The sequence below is a fragment of the Kitasatospora sp. NPDC101801 genome (genome assembly GCF_044766665.1).
GTDB lineage: Bacteria > Actinomycetota > Actinomycetes > Streptomycetales > Streptomycetaceae > Kitasatospora.
Window position 1 is genome coordinate 18,741 of sequence record NZ_JBIWML010000001.1, and the last position, 19,671, is coordinate 38,411.

At 71.6% G+C, this 19,671-nt stretch carries 15 protein-coding genes and 1 pseudogene; 10 read left to right on the forward strand and 6 right to left on the reverse strand.

Features of this window, described 5'->3' with window-relative positions; all coding sequences use genetic code 11:
- Positions 1 to 75: 75 nt before the first annotated feature.
- A complete protein-coding gene (locus tag ACIRPK_RS00095) occupies positions 76 to 3,420 on the reverse strand; it encodes a discoidin domain-containing protein (protein WP_403032678.1) in 3,345 nt (1,114 codons plus the stop codon).
- A gap of 445 nt (positions 3,421 to 3,865) precedes the next feature.
- Between ACIRPK_RS00095 and ACIRPK_RS00100 the strand changes: the two genes are divergently transcribed.
- The 5 genes from ACIRPK_RS00100 (at position 3,866) to ACIRPK_RS00120 (ending at position 10,243) form a co-directional block, all read left to right on the forward strand.
- On the forward strand, positions 3,866 to 5,155 hold the full coding sequence (locus ACIRPK_RS00100; RefSeq protein WP_403030618.1) for an extracellular solute-binding protein: 1,290 nt from the start codon (positions 3,866 to 3,868) through the stop codon (positions 5,153 to 5,155).
- 89 nt (positions 5,156 to 5,244) lie between these two features.
- The gene (locus ACIRPK_RS00105) at positions 5,245 to 6,204 is read left to right on the forward strand and encodes a carbohydrate ABC transporter permease (RefSeq protein ID WP_403030620.1); all 960 of its coding nucleotides are present in this window, start codon (positions 5,245 to 5,247) and stop codon (positions 6,202 to 6,204) included.
- Positions 6,201 to 7,043 carry a carbohydrate ABC transporter permease gene (locus ACIRPK_RS00110; RefSeq protein ID WP_403030623.1) on the forward strand — a complete coding sequence of 281 codons (843 nt, stop codon included), beginning with the start codon at positions 6,201 to 6,203 and terminating at the stop codon, positions 7,041 to 7,043. Before ACIRPK_RS00105 ends, ACIRPK_RS00110 begins: the two co-directional genes overlap by 4 nt.
- On the forward strand, positions 7,040 to 9,457 hold the full coding sequence (locus ACIRPK_RS00115) for a glycoside hydrolase family 3 C-terminal domain-containing protein (RefSeq protein WP_403030625.1): 2,418 nt from the start codon (positions 7,040 to 7,042) through the stop codon (positions 9,455 to 9,457). Before ACIRPK_RS00110 ends, ACIRPK_RS00115 begins: the two co-directional genes overlap by 4 nt.
- Positions 9,458 to 9,814: 357 nt before the next feature.
- Entirely contained in the window at positions 9,815 to 10,243 is a 429-nt protein-coding gene (locus ACIRPK_RS00120; protein ID WP_403030628.1) for a GNAT family N-acetyltransferase, read from the forward strand.
- Positions 10,244 to 10,304: 61 nt separating this feature from the next.
- On the opposite strand, the gene ACIRPK_RS00125 is transcribed toward ACIRPK_RS00120, so the two are convergent.
- Positions 10,305 to 10,979 carry a class I SAM-dependent methyltransferase gene (locus ACIRPK_RS00125; protein ID WP_403030631.1) on the reverse strand — a complete coding sequence of 225 codons (675 nt, stop codon included), beginning with the start codon at positions 10,977 to 10,979 and terminating at the stop codon, positions 10,305 to 10,307.
- A 348-nt stretch (positions 10,980 to 11,327) separates the two neighbouring features.
- Here ACIRPK_RS00125 and ACIRPK_RS00130 point away from each other — a divergent pair, with 348 nt between their 5' ends.
- A complete protein-coding gene (locus tag ACIRPK_RS00130; RefSeq protein ID WP_403030634.1) occupies positions 11,328 to 12,488 on the forward strand; it encodes an ROK family protein in 1,161 nt (386 codons plus the stop codon).
- Positions 12,489 to 12,569: 81 nt separating this feature from the next.
- On the opposite strand, the gene ACIRPK_RS00135 is transcribed toward ACIRPK_RS00130, so the two are convergent.
- Positions 12,570 to 13,352: a GntR family transcriptional regulator gene (locus ACIRPK_RS00135; RefSeq protein WP_403030637.1), complete on the reverse strand. Its 783-nt coding sequence runs from the start codon at positions 13,350 to 13,352 to the stop codon at positions 12,570 to 12,572.
- Positions 13,353 to 13,600: 248 nt separating this feature from the next.
- Between ACIRPK_RS00135 and ACIRPK_RS00140 the strand changes: the two genes are divergently transcribed.
- A complete protein-coding gene (locus tag ACIRPK_RS00140; protein WP_403030640.1) occupies positions 13,601 to 14,407 on the forward strand; it encodes an exodeoxyribonuclease III in 807 nt (268 codons plus the stop codon).
- A gap of 455 nt (positions 14,408 to 14,862) precedes the next feature.
- Here the strand turns inward: ACIRPK_RS00140 and ACIRPK_RS00145 are convergent, their stop codons facing one another.
- Entirely contained in the window at positions 14,863 to 16,092 is a 1,230-nt protein-coding gene (locus ACIRPK_RS00145; RefSeq protein WP_403030643.1) for a branched-chain amino acid ABC transporter substrate-binding protein, read from the reverse strand.
- A gap of 326 nt (positions 16,093 to 16,418) precedes the next feature.
- On the opposite strand from ACIRPK_RS00145, the pseudogene ACIRPK_RS00150 reads away from it, so the two are divergent.
- Together ACIRPK_RS00150 and ACIRPK_RS00155 are read left to right on the forward strand one after the other, a co-directional pair.
- A pseudogene (locus ACIRPK_RS00150) lies at positions 16,419 to 16,541 on the forward strand (radical SAM protein); the annotation flags it as partial.
- 18 nt (positions 16,542 to 16,559) lie between these two features.
- Positions 16,560 to 16,694 (forward strand): hypothetical protein, encoded by a 135-nt coding sequence (locus ACIRPK_RS00155; RefSeq protein WP_403032769.1) that lies wholly within the window; start codon positions 16,560 to 16,562, stop codon positions 16,692 to 16,694.
- Between the two features lie 713 nt (positions 16,695 to 17,407).
- Here the strand turns inward: ACIRPK_RS00155 and ACIRPK_RS00160 are convergent.
- A complete protein-coding gene (locus tag ACIRPK_RS00160) occupies positions 17,408 to 17,875 on the reverse strand; it encodes a GreA/GreB family elongation factor (protein WP_403030645.1) in 468 nt (155 codons plus the stop codon).
- Between the two features lie 71 nt (positions 17,876 to 17,946).
- A complete protein-coding gene (locus ACIRPK_RS00165; RefSeq protein WP_403030648.1) occupies positions 17,947 to 18,906 on the reverse strand; it encodes a Dyp-type peroxidase in 960 nt (319 codons plus the stop codon).
- A gap of 262 nt (positions 18,907 to 19,168) precedes the next feature.
- On the opposite strand from ACIRPK_RS00165, the gene ACIRPK_RS00170 reads away from it, so the two are divergent.
- Positions 19,169 to 19,618: a hypothetical protein gene (locus ACIRPK_RS00170; protein WP_403030651.1), complete on the forward strand. Its 450-nt coding sequence runs from the start codon at positions 19,169 to 19,171 to the stop codon at positions 19,616 to 19,618.
- The last annotated feature ends 53 nt before the right edge of the window (positions 19,619 to 19,671 follow it).

Sequence of the window (19,671 nt, forward strand, 5' to 3'; positions counted from 1 at the left end):
TCAAAGGAAGCGGGTGGGGGATCACCCGGGGCCGGAGTCGAGGACCGGCCCCGGGAGTTCGGTGGCCCGCGGGGCTCAGGAGTAGACGGCGAACTCGTAGACCGAGTTGCCGTACGCGGTGCCCCGCTGGGCGATGTTCAGCCGCACGTAGCGGCCCGAGCCGGCGACGTCGAAGTCGTCCACGCCGCCGGTCCCGTTGACGGTGGACCAGAGCGTGCTCCAGTTGGTGCCGTCGTTCGAGCTCTGCACCTGGTACGCCTTGCCGTAGGCGGCCTCCCACCCCAGCTGCACGTGCCGCAGGTTGGTGACCTGGCCCAGGTCGACCTGGAGCCACTGGCCGTCGGCCCACTCGCTGGCCCACCGGCTGCCCCAGTTGCCGTCCGTGGCGTACGAGGGCAGGTAGGGCGCGCCGTTGCCGACCGCCTGGTAGGTGGAGGCGGTGGTCGGCTTGCCGAGCGCGACGTTCGTCCCGTTCACCGGCGGGGCGACCACCTTGAACGACTTGGTCTCGATGCCGACGTTGCCGTGGCCGTCGTAGGCGTAGACGTAGACCTTCCAGACGCCCAGTGTCCTGGGCGCGGTGACCGTGAACCGGCCGTCGCCGGTCTGGGTGAAGCCCACCTGCTGGAAGCCGGTGCCGCCGCCCAGGTACTTCGCGCAGTACAGGAGCTGGTACCGGATCAGGTCACCGTCCGGGTCGGTGGCGGCGGCCGCGATGGTGAACGTGCCGCCGGCCGGCACCGTCGCGGTGTTGCTCAGCGACAGGTCGGAGATCACCGGCGGCCGGTTGCCGCCCGGGTTGCCGCCGTAGCCGCTCGCCACCGAGTAGTAGCTGAGCCGCTTCCAGCCGCTCGGCACGGTGTTGTACCAGACCCCGCCGAAGTCGTTCTCGGTGCCGTAGTGGAACACCGTGGCCCCGAGCGAGACCCCGGTGTGGCCGCTGATGCAGGCCCAGTTGGCCAGGTAGGCGTCCCGCTTCGCGATGTCGCTGGGCTCGGTGGGCACACCGTTGGCGTCGTTCGGGACCTCCCACTCACCGGGCTCACCGGACTCGGTGATGATGTACGGCTTGGTGTAACCCCCGCTGATCCAGTCGGACTTGACGTTGCAGACCGAGCCGTAGGAGTTCACCGCGAGCAGGTCCAGGCTGGGCGTGTAGTCCTTGTAGTACTTCCACGCGCCGGTCCAGGCGTCGGTGGAGGTGACCGGGTGGTCGGTGTCGATCGCGTGGATCGCCTTGGTGATCTCCTCGACGTACTTGGCGTAGGCGACCCGCTGCTGCTCCACCGTGGTGCCGTTGTAGGTGTGGTCCTGGGTGGTCAGCAGCACCTCGTTGCCGACGTCCCACATCAGCACGCCCGGGTGGCTCCGGTAGGTGGTCACCCACTGCTTGATCTGGTCCAGCGTGGTCGTCTTGTAGGCGGTGTCGTTGACGTAGTCGGCGCCCTGGTTGAGCCAGAAGCCGTTCACCACCTTCAGACCGTGCGCGGCGGCGGTGTCCAGCAGCGGCTTGCTGCCCGCGTCGGTACCCCAGGTGCGCAGGGTGTTGACGCCCATCGACTTCAGGTCCCGGATGTAGGCGTCCGCCGCGCTGTTGGCGGGGCCCCAGGTGATGCCCTTGACCTGGTACGGCGCGCCGTTGACGGTCAGCTGCCAGTTCCCCTGACCGCCCGTCACCTTCACGGTGGAGGCACCGGTGGGCACCGGCGGGTCGGTCAGCGGGGCCGGGGCGGTGCCGGTGGTCTGCGAGACGGTCACCTTGTCGATGCTCAGCGCACCGCCCGAGGAGGTGTCGGCACCGGGCGAGGTGCAGCCGCAGACCGCGTTCGGGAAGCCGCCGCCGATCCCGAGGTTGAAGACCAGGTAGAAGCCGTGCTGCACGGCGTTGCGCCAGGTGGTCACGCCCACCTGGGACTCCTTGACCCGCCAGATCTGCCGGCCGTCCAGGTACCAGCGGATCTCCTCGTCGGTGACGCTCCGGTCGATGATCGCGGAGTAGGTGTGGTAGCCGGTCTGGCAGCCGGTGCAGCTCGCCAGCCCGCTGGTCATCCCGTTGTACTCGTTGCAGTTGCCGCCGGGGGCGGTGCCGCAGTGCAGGGTGGCGGAGAGCTGGCTGCGGCCGTTGGCGTTCTCCAGCACGTCGATCTCGCCCGCACCGGGCCAGGCCGTGAAGCTGTCCCGGTTGCCCGCGCCCATCAGCCGGAACGAGGGCCAGTAGCCTTGCCCGTTGGCCGGGTTGGGCTGCTTGACGGTGGTCGAGATCTGCAACTGGCCGCCGGCGGGGGCGGTGAAGTCCGAGCGGCGGCTCTCGACCCGGCCCGAGGTCCAGGCCGTGCCGTTGCGCAGCGCGGTCAGGTTGAGGTTCCCGGTGCCGTCGAGCGAGACGTTGCCCGGCGCGTTGGTGTCGGTCTGCACCTCACCGGTGCCCCAGTTGGCCGGGCCGCCAGGGTAGTTGGTACCGGTCTGGACAATCCAGTCCGCTGCCGACGGGCCGCTGCCGGCCCCGCCGGTGAAGTCCTCGTTCCACAGCGTGGTCCAGTTGCCCGGCGGTGGGGTGGTGGGCGGCGGAGTGGTCGGGGGCGTACTCGGGCCGGTGCCGGTGCGGACCTGGAACTCCCAGAGCGAGTAGCCGTAACCGGTCCCCCGCGCGGTGCCGTTCATCCGCACGTACCGCGCGGTGCCCGAGACTGCGAGCGTCTCGGTGCCACCGGCACCCGTCGTGGTCGAGTACGCCGTGGCCCAGCTCGTACCGTCCGTGGACAGCTGGATCTGGTACGCCTTCCCGTACGCCGACTCCCACTGCAGCACCACCTGGCAGACCGGCTGGGCCGAGCCCAGGTCGACCTGGATCCACTGCGGGTCGGAGTTCGAACTCGACCAGCGGGTACCGGCGTTGCCGTCGACCGCGTTGGCCGCCACCGTGCCGTAGTTCTCCTCCGAGGAGGCCGTCGCGGCCTTGCCCTGCGCGGCGTTCGCGGTCCCGCAACCGCTGCCACCGCCGGCCGTCCCGAAGACCTGGAACTCCCAGAGCGAGTAGCCGTATCCGGTGCCGCGCACCGTCCCGTTCATCCGGACGTACCGCGCGGTCCCGGCCACCGCCAGCGTCTCGGTGCCACCGGCGCCGGTGGTGGTCGAGTACGCCGTGGTCCAGGTGCTGCCGTCGGTGGACAGCTGGATCTGGTACGCCTTCCCGTACGCCGACTCCCACTGGAGCACCACCTGGCTGACGGTGGCCGCGGCGCCCAGGTCGACCTGGATCCACTGCGGGTCGGAGTTCGAACTCGACCAACGGGTACCGGCGTTGCCGTCGACCGCGTTGGCCGCCGCCGTGCCGTAGTTCTCCTCCGAGGAGGCCGTCACGGTCTTGCCCTGGGAGAGCAGGGCGGGTGCGGCCTGAGCCGCCGTGGTCGGAAACAGCATCAGCAGCGCGGCGACCAGCGCCAGCGCGACCGGGCCGGCCACCGAGCGCCACCGGATCGGTGGCGAAGTTGATTGCTGGACAGTGGAGTTGGGCATGGCAGGACTCTCCAAGGTGAGCAGTGCGGAAGGGGGGCACCCGGCCGTGCCCGCCGTCGGCCCGAGGGGTGGCGGGCACGGCAGGGCCGGGTCGGGCGTCCGCTCTGGGAGAGCGCTCTCCTGGCGTTGAGATGGTTGCGCGGGTGTTTCCGTTGTGTCAAGCACCTTGTCGCACCTGGCACCTGACGCCGACTTCGACCGACCCCCTTGACTTCCATCCCGGCTGGGTCCAGGCTCCAGCCCCATGGGAGAGCGCTCTCCCAGTGTGATCCGGTCCGCCCGCCCGCGCCCCGGCCGACGCATCCCTCCACCGCCGTGCCCGCCCGGCCGTCACCCAGGAGATCCACCCATGCCCAGCCGCACCGCCAGACCTCGCCGCCTGGCCGCCGCCCTCGCACTCACCCTGCCGCTGATCGCCACCGGCTGTTCCAGCAGCGGCGGTTCGGCCTCGGACGACCCGAACGCCAAGATCACCCTGACCGTGAACCTGTTCTCCGACTTCGGGTACGCCGACCTGTACCAGCGCTACCAGGAGCTGCACCCGAACATCACCATCAAGGAGAACCGGGCCGATCTCGGCGCCCACCACCAGAACCTCCGGGCCCACCTGCTGGCCGGCTCCGGCGCCGCCGACGTCGAGGGCATCGAGATCGGCCAGGTGGCCGGCTTCCAGCCGCAGGCCGACAGGTTCGTCAACTTCCTCTCGCACGGCGTGAACCGCGAGCAGTGGGTGCCGTCCAAGACCGCGCCCGCCTCCAGCCAGGACGGCTCCGCGCTGTTCGGCCTCGGCACCGACATGGGCGGCATGGCGCTCTGCTACCGCACCGACCTGTTCCGGGCGGCCGGACTGCCCACCGACCGCGAGCAGGTCGCCGCGCTGATGACCGACTGGCCCGCGTACACCGCCGCCGGCAAGCAGTTCCTCGCCAACAGCCCGGACAAGAAGGTCCGTTGGTTCGACAGCGCGGGCAACCTGTTCAGCGCCGTGATCGCGCAGGCGCCGGTCGGCTTCTACGACGCGTCCGGCAAGCCCGTGGTGGAGACCAACCCGGCGGTCAAGGCCGCCTTCGACTCGGTGGCCGCCGCCGTCCAGGACGGCCAGTCGGCCGGCATCCAGGCGTTCACCCCCGCCTGGGACACCGGCTTCCAGCAGAGCCAGTTCGCCACCGTGGCCTGCCCGGCCTGGATGAGCTACCAGTTCAAGGCCAACCCACCCGCCGACGGCGGGAAGTGGGACATCGCCCGGGTCCCCGGCGGTGGCGGCAACTGGGGCGGTTCCTACCTGACCGTGCCCAAGCAGAGCAAGCACGCGGACGCGGCCGTCGAGCTGGCCAAGTGGCTGACCGCGCCCGAGCAGGAGTCCTGGCTGTTCAAGGAGAAGGGCTACTTCCCCTCCGACCAGGCCCTCTGGAGCCAACCGGAGATCGCCGGGCACACCGACCCGCTGTTCAACAACGCGCCCACCGGCAAGATCTTCTCGCAGTCCGCCAAGGACCTGAAGCCACAGCCGCTCGGTGCCCACGGGGCCGAGATCGGCACCGCCCTGGGCAACGCGCTGACCTCCGTCGAGCAGGGCAAGACCGACGCCGCCGGGGCCTGGAAGAAGGCCCTGGCCGACATCGCCAACATCACCGGCTGACCTCGCGTCACCTCCCCCCGTACCGCGGTACCGGCACCGGCCCTGACACCGGTGCCGGTACCGCCCAGCACCGTCAGGAGTCCGGATCCATGGCAGTACCGGCCACCGCGGCCCGGCCCGTGCGCGCCGCCCGGGCGAGACCGGCCCGCCACCTCGACCGGGTGGTCTCGCCCTACCTCTACATCGCCCCGTTCTTCCTGGTCTTCGCCGTCTTCGGCCTCTTACCGCTGCTCTACACCGGCTACGTATCGCTCACCGGGTGGCGGGCGGACGTGCCGGGCAGCGAGGGCCAGTGGGTGGGACTGGAGAACTACCGGAGGCTGCTGGAGGACCCGTTCTTCCGCAACGCGCTGTGGAACACCCTGGGCATCGGCGTGCTCGCCACCGTCCCGCAACTGCTCTTCGCGCTCGGCCTGGCCCACCTGCTGAACCACCGGCTGCGCGGCCGCACCCTGCTCCGGCTCGGCGTCCTGCTGCCGAACGTCACCTCGGTGGCCGCCGTCACGCTGATCTTCGTCCAGCTGTTCGGCCGCGACTTCGGCCTGGTCAACTGGGTGCTCGGGGTGTTCGGCGTGGACCGGATCGACTGGCAGGCCGGCACCCTGTCCTCCTGGGCTGCCATCGCCACCATCGTGACCTGGCGCTGGACGGGCTACAACGCGCTGATCTACCTGGCCGCCATGCAGTCGGTGCCGTACGAGCTCTACGAGGCCGCCGCCCTGGACGGGGCCGGCCGCTGGCGGCAGTTCCGCTCGATCACCGTCCCGATGCTGCGGCCCACCATCCTCTTCACCGTGATCGTCTCCACCATCGGGGCGCTCCAGCTGTTCGGCGAGCCGATGCTGTTCAGCCAGCAGCAGGACCCGACCAGCGGCGGCTCGCAGCACCAGTTCCAGACCCTGGCGCTGTACTCCTACAGCCAGTTCTGGGGCCGCTTCAAGTACGGCTACGGTGCCGCCGTCTCCTGGGCGATGTTCCTGCTGATCGTGGCGATCGTCACCGTCAACCTGCTCGCCGCCCGCCGCCTGAAAGGGGTCGACGCCGAATGATCCGCGCCGCCCGAAACCGCCAACTCGGCGCCGGGGCCTGGGTGTACGCCGTCCTCGGCATCGCGGTGCTGCTCTCGGTCTTCCCGCTGTACTGGACCGTGGTCGGCGCCTCCCGGAGCAACACCGAGATCAACTCGGTGCCCCCGGTGCTGCTGCCCGGCGGCAACCTGTTCCGCAACATCGGCCGGGCCTTCGAGCAGACCGACATGGGCCTGGCCCTGGCCAACTCGCTGATCGTCTCCGGCACCGTGACCGTCTGCGTGGTGCTCACCTCCACGCTGGCCGGCTTCGCCTTCGCCAAACTCCGCTTCCCCGGCCGCAGTCCGCTGCTGGCCGCCGTGGTGGCGACCATGATGGTGCCGACCCAGCTCGGCATCATCCCGCTCTACGTCATGATGGCCAACTGGTTCCACTGGGCCGACCACCTCCAGGCCCTGATCGTGCCGGCCGTCGCCAACGCCTTCGGGCTGTTCTTCATGCGGCAGTACCTGCTCGGCGCCGTCCCCGACGAACTGCTCGACGCCGCCCGGATCGACGGCTGCCGCACCTTCGGCCTCTACCGGCACGTGGTGCTGCCCGGCGCCCGGCCGGCGATGGCCGTGCTCGGCATGCTGACCTTCATGGCCACCTGGAACGACTTCTACTGGCCGACGGTCGTGATGACCCAGCAGAACCCGACCATCCAGCTCACCCTCTCCGAACTCGCCAGTGGCTACCTGCGGGACTACTCCCTCGTCCTGACCGGTGCCCTGGTCGCCAGCCTCCCCGTCATCGCGGCCTTCCTGGTGCTGGGCCGTCACATCATCGACGGGATCATGCAGGGAGCCGTGAAGGGATGACCGCCATCGACCGCCTGGTCGCCAGCCTCGACCTCAAGCAGAAGGTCCGCCTGATCTCCGGCGGCGGCACCTTCCGGACCAGCGCCGAACCCGACCTCGGCCTCGGCCCGGTGGTCACCTCGGACGGCCCGGTGGGCGTCCGGGGCGAGCGCTGGGACGAGACCGACACCGCGCTGCTGCTGCCCTCCGCCACGTCGCTGGCGGCCAGTTGGGACGAGCGGCTGGTGGCGGAACTCGGCGCGCTGCTGGCCGCCGAGGCCACCCGCAAGGGCGTCCACCTGCTGCTCGCCCCCACCCTCAACCTGCACCGCTCCCCGCTCGGCGGGCGGCACTTCGAGTGCTTCTCCGAGGACCCGCTGCTCACCGGCCGGATCGGCGCCGCCTACGTCCGGGGCGTGCAGAGCGGCGGGGTGGCGGCCACCGCCAAGCACTACGTCGCCAACGACTCCGAGACCGAACGCCTCACCCTGGACGCGCGGGTGGACGAGCGGACCCTGCGTGAGGTCTACCTGGCCCCGTTCGAGGCGGTGGTCGAGGCCGGGGTGTGGGCGGTGATGTCCGCCTACAACCGGGTCAACGGCGCGTCGATGAGCGAGAGTCCGCTGCTCACCGAACCGCTCAAAGGCGCCTGGGGGTTCGACGGCCTGGTGGTCTCCGACTGGGGTGCGGTGCGCTCCACCGAGGGGCCCGGGGCGGCCGGGATCGACCTCGCCATGCCCGGGCCGAACGAGCACTGGGGCGAACGCCTGGTCGCCGCCGTCGAGGCGGGCCTGATCCCGGAGTCGGTGATCGACGACAAGGTCCGCCGCTACCTCCGACTCGCCCACCGGGTCGGCGCGTTCGACCCCTCGCCCGCACCCGGGCCCACCCCGACCGACCCCGCCGTCCGGGGCCTGCTCCGGCGGGCGGCCGGTGCCGGGTCGGTGCTGCTCCGCAACGAGGGCGGGCTGCTACCGCTGGACCCGGCCCGGCTGCGCCGGATCGCGGTGCTCGGCCCGAACGCCGCCACCGCGCGGGCCCAGGGCGGCGGCAGCGCCGAGGTGTTCCCGGTCGCCACCGTCTCCCCGCTGGCCGGACTGCGCGCCGCCCTGCCGCCCGACGTGGAGCTGCTCCACCTGCCGGGCGTCCGCACCGGCACCCGTCCCACCCCGCTGGAGGCGGCCGACTGCCGCAATCCGCGCACCGGCGAACCCGGCCTGCTGGTGCGCTACTTGGATGCCGAGAACGGCGAGCTCCACACCGAGCACCGGCTCAGCGGCCGGGTGCTCGAACCCTCGGTGGGCACCGATCTGACCACGGCCGAGACGGTCGAGGTGAGCGCGGTGTTCCGCCCACCGGTCGGCGGCCACTGGCGGCTCGGCGTGATCGGCCTCGGGCAGATCCTGCTGCGGGCCGACGACCGCGTCCTGGTGGACGAGTACGTCGCCCCCGAGTCCGACGACCCGACCTACCTGCACGTCTCCCCGTCGTACCGACAGGTGGAGTTGGAGCTGCCGGCGGGCGGCGAGGTCACCCTGCTGGCCCGCCGCACGGTCGAGGCGGCGCACGGCCGGGCGCTCAGCCTGGCCGCCGACCCGCCCGGTGGCCCGGAGCTGGCGGCGGCGGTCGAACTGGCCAGGGACGCCGACGCGGTGGTGGTCGTGGTGGGCACCACGACCGAGTACGAGTCCGAGGGCTTCGACCGCCCCGACCTCCGACTGCCCGGCGAGCAGGACGCGTTGGTGTCGGCGGTGGCCGCCGTCAACCCTGCCACCGTGGTGGTGGTCAACTCCGGTGGCCCGGTGCTGCTGCCCTGGCGCGGGCAGGTCCCTGCGGTGCTGCTGAGCTGGTTCCCCGGGCAGGAGGGCGGCGCCGCGCTCGCCGAGCTGCTGCTCGGCCGGGCCGAGCCCGGCGGGCGGCTGCCGACCACCTGGCCCGGCACCGAGCAGGACGTCCCGGTGCTCGACACCCGGCCGGTCGACGGAGTACTCGACTACCGGGAGGGCCTGGACGTCGGCCACCGGGGCTGGCTGCGGACCGGGGCCGAGCCGGCCTACTGGTTCGGCCACGGCCTCGGGTACGGCAGCTGGGAGTACCTCGGGCTCGAGGTGCCCCAACAGGTCGCGCCCGGCCAGCCGTTCACCGCCCGGGTCACGGTGCGCAACACCGGCGCCCGGGCCTCCCGCGAGGTGGTGCAGCTGTACCTGGCCAGGCCCGCCAGCGCCGTGGCCCGGCCGGTCCGCTGGCTGGCCGGCTTCGCGGCCGTGACGGCCACGCCGGGCGAACGGGTCGAGGTCGCGGTGCGGGTGGCGCCCCGGGCACTCCAGCACTGGTCGGTGCCCGACGGCGGGTGGCGCACCGAGCCGGGCGGCTTCACCGCGCTGGCCGGGCCCTCCGCCGGGGAGCTGCCGCTGTCGGCCGCGTTCACCGCCTGACCCAGGGCCCCCTGTCCGCCCACAGGTGGTGGACGGGGGCCCATCCGGACGCATGACCCGTCTCCTCCGCCGAGTTGACGAGCCGTCGGCAGGTCCGGCCTGGATTCGGGGGCATGTACCGACGCCTGACCGCCACCGCCGCCACGCTCGCCCTGCCACTGACGCCGGGCCGGCACCCGGTCGCCACCGCGATCAGCAGGTCCCCCTCGGCATCCGGCGATCCCTGCCGGGCCACCAGGTCGACCGCCCGGGTGTACCCGGCCTCGGCCTGGTGCTCCGCGAGCGCCCGGCGTCCCGTCTCGCGGAGTGAGAAACCGGCTCGGCCGAAGTGGCCGCCCGCTGCTAGAACATGACGCCATGGACACCATCACCATCCGCCCCGCCGCCCCGTCCGAGGTGCCCGGCCTGCTGGCCTTCTGGTCCCGCGCCGCCGAGGGCACCAGCATCACGGACGACGAGGCCGGCGTCGCGCGGCTGATCGAGCGTGACCCCGAGGCCCTGATCGTGGCGGAGCTGGACGGGCTGGTGGTCGGCACCGTGATCGCCGGCTGGGACGGCTGGCGGGCGTCGCTCTACCGGCTCGCGGTCCTGCCCTCGCACCGGCGGCAGGGCATCTCCAAGGCGCTGCTGGCCGCCGCCGAGGACCGCTTCGTCGCGCTCGGGGGCCGCCGGGGCGACGCCATGGTCCTGGAGGACAACCGGCGTGCCCACCACGCCTGGGCCGCCGCAGGGTACGGACGCGAGGACCGCTGGCGCCGCTGGACCAAGCCGCTGACGGCGCGTTGAGCGCTCGACCACCCGGCGGCCGCCGGTGCCGCCGGGCCCGGCGTGGCAGGGAGGGCAGCGGTCAGGCGAGCAGCTGCCACACCGTGGTGGGCTTCATCGGCCGGTCCTCCAGATCGGCGGACACCGGCACGTCGTAGCGCGCCACTGCCTGGAACCGGTCCGCCGGCAGGTAGGCCCGCCCCGGGTCGCCGACCAGGACCACGGCGCCGCGTCGGCGGGCCCGTTCGAGGAACGGCAGGAAGCGGGCGGCCATCGCGCGCTCGTAGAACACGTCGCCGGCCAGCACCACGTCCGCCGGCGCACCGTCACCGTCCAGCAGGTCCGCACAGTCCGCCTGGACCACCACCGCGTTGGCCCGGGCGTTCAGCTCGATCGCCCCGACGGCGTACGGGTCGATCTCGACCGCGCGGACACCGAGGGCACCGGCCTTCGCGGCAGCCACCGCGACCAGTCCCGAACCGGCCGCGATGTCCAGCACCGTACGGCCCGCCACCACTTCCGGGTGGTCCAGCACGTACCGCGCGACGGCGACGCCGCCGGCCCAGGCGAAGGCCCAGAACGGCGGAGCGGTGTCGGACCGACCGCTGCTCTCCTCCATCCGCTCCCACAGGGCGATCGCCTCGGGGGCCAGGTGCAGCCGCACTTCGGGGACGAAGGGAACCGGGCCGACGGAGGTGTTCGCGCTCACGAAGTCCGTGACGCCGATCTGTGTGCTCAACACCTGGTCCGCCTCCATGTTTGTCACTGTGGGGCGACCCTAGTGCACCGGGAGTCATCCCCGGTTCCCGCGCTTCGGCGGCGGCCGGTCCGGCGGTCCGTCCAGTCCGGACCAGGCCCGTCCGGTGGCCGGGAGAGGCCCCCCGACCGGCGGGGCTACGTACCGTTTTCATACCGAACCGGTGATGAGCTGCGGAAATGCTCGCGGCTCGGAGGGCCGCCGAGTAGCATCCGGCTCACGCCCTCCGGCGCCCGTACCCCGTGTCGCGCAACCCGGTCGGCTCATCACGCGGGGGCACGCAGGCTGGTCTCGCGCACTCGGTACGCGCGCCAGTGCTGTCGCGCGAATCTGCGGAAGGGCAGCGACTTGGCGGATCGGCTCACCGGAGGAGACTCCTCGCTGCTGCGTCGGATCAACGCCGCGGTGACCCTGCGGGCGCTCCGGGACGGACAGGCGGTCACCCTCACCCAGTTGGTGGGCGACACCGGTCTCTCCCGGCCGACCGTCGAAGGCGTGATCGAGGGCCTGATCGAGGCCGGACTCGTCGCCGAGGTCGAGCAGTCCCAGGACAACGGCCGTCAGCGCGGCCGCCCCGCCCGCTGGTTCAGGTTCCGGGCGGAGGCCGGGCACATCCTCGGCATCGAGATCGGGGTGCACGAGATCCGGGTCATCCTGGCCGACCTGACCGGCCGGGTGCTGGGCAGCCACGCCAGGTCGGCGGCCGAGACCCTCGATCCGGAGGAGCGGCTCGCCCTGGCCCGCACCACCGTCGCCGAGGTGCTCCGCAAGGCCGGCGTCTCCCGGGACAGTCTCTGGGCGGTCGCGGTCGGCAGCCCCGGCATTGTCGACCGCGAGGGCACCGTCCGGCTCGGCACCGCGATGCCCGGCTGGACCGGCCTCGACCTCGGCGCCCGGCTGCGCCGTTCGTTCCGCTGCCCCGTGATCATCGAGAACGACGCCAACCTGGCCGCCATCGCCGAACACTGGCAGGGCGCGGCGGTCGGCAAGGGCGACCTGGTCTTCGTGATGGCCGGGCTCAGCCCCGGCGCCGGTTCACTGATCAACGGACGGCTGCACCGGGGCTTCGGCGGCGCGGCCGGCGAGATCGGCGCGCTGCACCTGCTCGGCCAGGAGGCCACCCCCGAGCGGCTGCTCTCCACCACCGGAAAACCGCTCGACCCGCTGGACGAGGCCGCTGTCGCCCGGGTGCTCCGGCTGGCCCGCGAGGGCGACCATGTGGCCCAGGTCGCGATGGACCGCTTCCTGCGGCGACTGGTGCACGACGTCGCCGCGCTGGTGCTGGCCCTCGATCCGGAGATCGTGGTGGTCGGCGGCTGGGCGGCCGGACTTGACGGCGTGTTGGAACCGCTGCGCGAGCAGCTGGAGCTGTACTGCCTCCGGGCACCCGAGGTGGCGCTCGCCGCCTTGGGCGAGGAGGTGGTGGCGATGGGGGCGCTGCGGATCGCCCTGGACACCGTCGAGGAGCAGCTGTTCGCCGTCGACTCCCCCGGGGCCTCGGCGCGCTGACCCGCCCCGCCCCGCCGGGGCGGTCCGGACCGGCCACGACGAAGCCCCCGACCCGTCCGGGTCGGGGGCTTCGTCACGTGGTCAGGAGGCGGCGCCGACCGGCTGCTGGGCCTCGACGGGGGTGACCTCGACCAGGCCGGTCTCGCCGAAGGTGAGCTTGCAGGTGTCGGCCCGGTAGGTGGAGACGGCGACGGCGACCAGGCGGCCGGCCGAGGCGTACTGGGTGGTGACGATCAGCACCGGGGTGCCCGGCGGACGCTCCAGCAACGCGGCCTGGTCGGCCTCGGCGACACCGAGCTCGACCGAGCGGGACTCGCCGTCGATACCGAGCCGCTCCAGCTGACGGAGCACCGAACGGGCCGGCTCGGTCTCGCCGCCGACCACCCGCGGGACGGCGGGCAGCTGCGGCAGCACCGCATCCGGCACGTGCAGCGACTCGGTGGCCATGATCTGGCCCTGCACCAGCCGCAGGCGGCGGACGGTGTGCACCGTCTCCCCCGGCGCGATGCCGAGCGCCAGCGCGATCTGGGCCGAGGCCGGGGAGCTCACGCAGTCGACGCTCCGCCAGGACTGGCTGCGGGCGGCACCGGGCCAGCCCTCCTCGCGCCGGCTGACCGGGACGCCGACTCGGGGGGCGGCGATCAGGGTGCCGATGCCGCGCCGGCGGACCAGCCGCCCTTCCAGCTCCAGCTGGTCGAGCGCCTGCCGCAGGGTGGCCCGGGCCACGCCGAAGCGCGAGGCCAACTCCCGCTCGTTGGGCAGGATCTGGCCGGTGGAGAACTCCGCGTCGATGGTGCGCACCAGCACCGTACGCAGGTGCCAGTACTTCGGCTCCGGTACTGCCGCGAGCTGTCCCTGCCCCACCGTGTCCTCCACCCTGAAGGACGCCGGGCCGGCCCCACGCCCGATGTTCCGGCAGGTGGGAGGGGCGGGCTTTATCCGTCCTTCTTTATTAAAGGTCTTTGCAGTAAGGACCCTAGGGGGTGGCCGCCGAGATGGTCAAGACCAATGGCGTCGCTTGACGAGGTTGGAACAACACTTCACAGGTCGTTCACGATGCGAATCCACCCGCCCTGCGTCACGCCTGAAGGTGGGCCCGATACCCTTCCCGGGTGACGATCGTGACGACGGTGAATGTGAACGGCATCAGGGCAGCCGCCAAGAAGGGCCTGCTGGAGTGGCTGTCGGCCACCCAGGCGGACGTGATCTGCCTGCAGGAGGTCCGCTCCGAGCCCGACCAACTTCCGGCCGAGCTGCGCGACTTGACCGACTGGCACGCGGTCTGGGCACCGTCCGCCAGCAAGGGCCGGGCGGGCGTGGCGATCCTCTCCCGCAAGCAGCCCACCCGGACCGCGATCGGCTTCGGCTCAGCCGAATTCGACATTTCGGGCAGGTATGTCGAAATCGACCTGCCGGGCCTGACGGTGGCCAGTCTCTACCTCCCCTCCGGTGAGGTCGGCACCGAGCGCCAGGAGGAGAAGGAACGCTTCATGGCCGAGTTCCTGGTGCACCTCACCGAACTCCGCAAGCGCGCCGAGGCCGAGGGCCGCGAGGTGGTCGTCTGCGGCGACTGGAACATCGCCCACCGCGAGGCCGACCTGAAGAACTGGAAGGCCAACCAGAAGAGCGCCGGCTTCCTCCCGGAGGAGCGCGCCTGGCTCACCCGCGTCCTCGACGAGGTCGGCTACGTCGACGTGGTCCGCGCCCTGCACCCCGACCAGGAGGGCCCGTACTCCTGGTGGTCCTACCGCGGCCGCGCCTTCGACAACGACACCGGCTGGCGGATCGACTACCTGATGGCCAGCCAGAATCTCGCGAGCAAGTGCGTCAGGGCCCACGTCGAGCGCGCCGCCTCCCACGCGGAACGCTGGAGCGACCACGCCCCCGTCACTGCGGAGTTCAATCTCGAAGCCAACTGACCAGCAGGCATGGGCAGTTGAGAAGGCATCGGGCGGTCCTGGTCTGCGGAGCTCGCACATCGGGACCGCCTCACACCAGCAAGCCCGGCCGCCTGGGACTGCGCTCCCGTCGCATGACCTCACCGGGGATCTCTTGGGAGAGGTCGCTGCACCAGCTCCTCCGGAGTGAACCGTGGCCACCGTCCCGTGACCGTGCACGTCGTCCGCCTGGCCTGGCGCAGCCGGGTGTCGAGGTCCAGGGCCAGGGCGAGGCCGTGGAATCGGCCAACTTGGGCTCGACGCCGCCTTGGTGCCCTGGCCCAGCGTGTCGGGGCAGCGCCTGCTTTGAGAGGGTGGGGTTCCCAGGGGATCGTGAGACGCAGCTTGTCCTTGACTGTGAACTTCAGATCCCTCGGCCTCCCCGCCTCCACCGATCCGGTCCAGTCCGACGGCGCTGAGGGACTGGGCGCGAGCCGTCAGAAGTCGCGGAGCCGGCCGACCGGGACGATGGAGGTCCAGGTGCCCTTCTGGACCTGGTAGATGGAGGCCACCTGGCTACGGGCATCGCCGAACTCGTCGAAGGCGACGTCGCCGGTGACACCGAAGAACGAGATGTCCTGAAGGGCATCCGCGACGGCCTTTCGCAGTTCAGGACCGGTGAGGTCCGTCCCGTTCCCGCCCTGGCGGGCTCGGCCGACGGCCAGGATGAGGGCCCAGGTGGAGTCGTAGGCGTAAGGGCCGAACGGGCCGGGCTCCTCCTCGTGGCCGGCCTGGTGATAGGCGTCAAGATAGGTGAAGGCGGAGGCGAGACCCTCCACCGAAATGCCCGGCTGGCTTGAGAGGTCGCCGTTGGCGGACGGACCTGCGGCCTTGAGGTATCCGTCGGTGTGCAGGCCGTCGCCACCGGCCATCGGTGCCTTCACTCCGGCGGCCTTGAGTGCCGCGGACAGCGGGCCGCCCTCCGGGTGCTCGCCTCCGTAGTACACGATGTCGGGACGGGAGGCCGCGATCTGCGAGGCCAGCTTGGTGAAGTCCGAGGTGCCCTGCTCCACCGTGGCCCGGAACGCCACCTTGCCGCCGACCTCCTCGAAGGCGGTCGCGAACTCGGCCGCGAGGTTGGTGCCGTACGCCTTGGTGTCGCTGACCACGGCGGCCCGGTTGGCGCTCAGCCGAGTGTGCGCATACCGGGCGAGCAGCGGGCCCTGGACGGCGTCGGTGGTGACGGTGCGAAAGTAGGTCGGGTACTGGCGCTTCTTCCCGGCGGCGCGGTAGTCGGCACCCCAGGTCAGCGCGGGTGCGGTGTTGGACGGGGAGATCTCGGCAAGGCCCGCCTTCGACAGGACCGGAGCCATCGCGAGCGCGCTGGACGAGGTCAGCGGGCCGACCACTCCCACGACCTTCGGGTCGGCGGCAAACGCCTCACCGTTGGCGCGGGCGGCCTGTTCGTCGGCCCGGTCGTCCTTGGCGTCCAGGATGAACTTCACACCGGGGACGGTGTTCTTGGCGTTGGCTTTGGCGACAGCCAGCTCAGCCGAGTATCGGATGCCAAGTCCCAGGTCGGCGAGATTGCCGGTCAGCGGACCGTCAACGCCGATGGTGACCGTGATCGTCGATCCGGACCCCAGGCCGCCCGACGAACAGCCGGACAGCAGCACCGCGCAGACCACTCCCAGCACAGAGGCCCTGGGGAGAGTAGAACCGGTCACCGTGCATCCCTTGCGACGTTGGGCTTACTCATGGGACGCCGGACCGCGGCCTTCCACGACCGCAGGGCGGCGGGACGGCGCGAAGGAAGGCACGATTTGACCACCTGTCCGGTTGACTCTGCACAGGAACAAGGTGGTTGGCGCCTCAGCGGACCGCCCGGCGAGGGGCGGCGAACCGGGCCCAGGAGCGTTCCGCGCGCCCGGTCCGGATCACCGACCGGCGTCCACGGGGCGTGACCTTACGGTGTGCCACCGGGGGCGTCAACGGGTTCGTCCAAACACGGTGAGTGTCAGCAAAACGCTTACCCACTCGCCGGATTGGCACCCTCGGCGCCATCGCCGATTCCCTCATGCTTCGCACTGGTGGGTGCTCTGGCTGTCGGCTGTCCGGCTCCTGCGGGGTCTGCCGACCGATGGCCAAGCTCTACCAGGAGGCGAAGGCACCACTCGCAAGAAGAGGTAACCGCATGAAGCCGGAAGCCCTGATCCAGCTCAGCGCCACCCGCGCCGACGTGGGCGAGATCGAGTTGGTGGACGACCTGGACGACCTGGCGGAGTCCACGACGTGCTCGTGCAACGCGGGCGACGACAACCCGTTCTAAGCCCGTAGCAGGCACAACTAAGCAGGCCCCGGCGGCAGTTCGCGCCGGGGCCTGCGACCTGCGGTGCTCATGAGCAGGGTTCAACCATGCGCTTCCGATGGGACTGGCCAAGTCCTGTGATGACCGTTCCGTACGTGCCGACGCTCGGGCCGGTCCACCCTGCTTCTCTGACGCCGCAGCTGCTCGCCGACGTGCTCTCTGCCGCAGGGACAGGGCTCTTCTTGCCCTACGACAAGGACCGGCGATGGTCCGATGCCAAGGACGAGACCGTACTTCCATTGGACATCGTCCACCGGCAGACCACGACACTCATCCCGACTCTGACCCACCGAGGCACCGGAACCGTCAAGGTTCACCTGTACGGAACCGGGACTGCCGGACTGGCGGACGCGGCCGAGCTGGCTGCCGAGCTCGCTTCCTCCCACGGTGCCGCCAAGGCCCGGGTCATCTCCTTCCAAGCCGCTGGTGAAACGGCACGCCCTGGGACAGTCTGTACCCGTGTCCGGCTCCGCGAGTTCCCCGGCCACCCGACCACTCAGCCGGACAACGTCCAGGCCTTCGGCAGGCACCCGGAAGGCGTCAGGGCGACGTTCGCGGAGTTCGCAGACAAGCTGTCCGGTGACGGTTTCGCCTTCCTCCATTCCCGCATGCAGGCCGGCGGAGTCGGACCTGCTGGGCGGAGCGGTCGGCCGGGGACGCAGCGCCCGGGCCTGCTACCCGCCGTCCCCGATCGAGACCACGACCGCCGTCGCCGGTCCGTCGGGGGCCTGCCAGCTCACCGCGTCGCCGGCCCGGCGGCCGAGCAGGGCCAGCCCGAGCGGGCTGTCGGCGGTGACCAGGGTGAGCGCCGAGCCGACCGCGACCTCACCGACCAGGACGGTCTGCACGCCCTCGTCGGGGAACCGCACGGTGACGGTGCTGCCGACCCCGACCACGTCGGTACGCGGCGGCCCGGCCTCGGCCCCGTCCCGCAGCCGTGCGGTGATCTCGTCGATCCGCGAGTCCAGCCGGGCCACCTCGGTGGCCCGTTGCAGCTCGTCCGCCTGGTCGGCCGGATCGCCCACGGGGTCGGTGCTCCCCAGGGTCTCGGCGACCGCCCCGCGTTCGGCGCGCAGGTCGGCGAGTTCCTGTTCCAGGGCCCGGCGGGCCTCGGCGCTGATCGGTGCGGGTCCGCTGCTCATTGCTGCTCCCGGGGTTGGCTGGTGGACGGGGTGACGGCATCGGGTGGACTGCTACGGCGCCTGACGGTCTCTCAGGTGGCACCTACCGTTCCCTCGGCTGTGCTCGGCAGCTCGTCCTCCCGGGACAGGTCCGCCAGGAAGCCCGCCGGGGGCACGAAGAACAGCGTCCCGGTGACCGCCGTGGAGAAGTCGAGGATCCGGTCGTGGCTGGTGGGGCCGTCGCCGAGGAACATGTGCCGGAGCATCTCCTCGGTGACGGCGGGCGTGCGCGCGTAGCCGATGAAGTAGGTGCCGAACTCGGACCTGCCGGGACTGCCGAAGGGCATGTTGTCGCGGAGGATCTTGCGTTCGGTACCGTCCGGGTCGGTGATGGTGTTCAGGGCGACGTGCGAGCTGGGGGTGCCGGTCTCGGTGTTGCCGAGCTTGCGGCGGCCGATGATCTGTTCCTGCTGCTCGACGGGGAGCCGGTTCCAGGCGTCGAGGTCGTGCAGGTACTTCTGCACGACCACGTAGCAGCCGCCGGCGAAGTCCGGGTCCTCGGCACCGATCAGCACGGCGTCGGCGGCGTCCGGCCCGACCGGGTTCTCGGTGCCGTCGACGAAACCGAGCAGGTCGCGCTGGTCCAGACAGCTGAAACCGGTGACCTCGTCGGCGACCGCGGCCGAGCCCCGCAGCCGGGTCATGATCTCCGCACCGAGGGCGAAGCAGAGGTCCTGCCGGGCGGCCCGGACGTGGAACAGCAGGTCGCCCGGCGTGGCCGGGGCGTGGTGGCGGGCACCGTGCAGTTCCCGGAACGGGTGCAGCTCCGCCGGCCGCAGCCCGTCGACCAGACGGTCCCAGACCGCCGAACCGATCCCCGCGACGACGCTGAGCCGCCCGTCCGGATGTCCGAACCCGACCGCCCGTTGCAGCCCCGCCAGGTCGGCGAGCAGCTCGCGGACCACCGGTTCGCCGCCAGGGTCGACGGTGAGCACGAGGAAGAGCGAGGCAGCGGTCAGCGGGCTGAGCACGGGCTGCGGCAGGGTGTCCAACGGGGTCGTCCCTCCTGGTGGCGACCTTGGGGATGCGGCCCGCCACTCTGTGCACCCTGCCACGCGCCGCCGGGACCAGCGAGTGCAACGCGCCGCGCGCCGACGCCGGGTGACCGCACTGCGCGCCCTGCCCGACGGCCACCGCCGCGCGGCAGAACCGACCGTTCCGCGTGCGCCTGCACGGATGGTTCTCCTACGGATGATTCACTACGCGCGGACGGCCTGATGCCCCGTCAGTGCCGACGATCATGGAGGAGAGTCGATGTCCCACTCCACGAAGCTGCGCGGTGCCGTGGTCGCCGCGTGCACGACCGCTCTGCTGACCGGCTCCGCACTGCTGTCCGCACCCTCGCAGGCGCAGGCGGGCCTTCAGACCAGGGCCGAGAAGCAGGTGAACGCGTTCTTCGGCCAGTACCGGGACGCGGTCCTCGGGCAGAACCCGAACCAGGACCCGACCGAGGTACGGCAGGAGTTCCTGACGCCCGGTCTGAACACCGAGCTCGACCGGTGGGCCGCCGACCACCAGGCGGACCCGGTGTTCCGCGCGCAGAACGTCCCCGACGACTGGTCGGTGGCCTACGCCGGCAGCGGGGCCGGCCACAGCACCGTGATCCTCACCGAGAAGTGGCGCGACGGCTCCACCACGGACGTCTGGTACCAGGTCCGCCTGGCCGGCCTGCGCATCGACGGCCTCCAGGACCCACCGGCCTGAGCCCGACCCGTGCCCGCCGCCAGAGCACGACGGGCTGCACCGGCTGCGGGCAC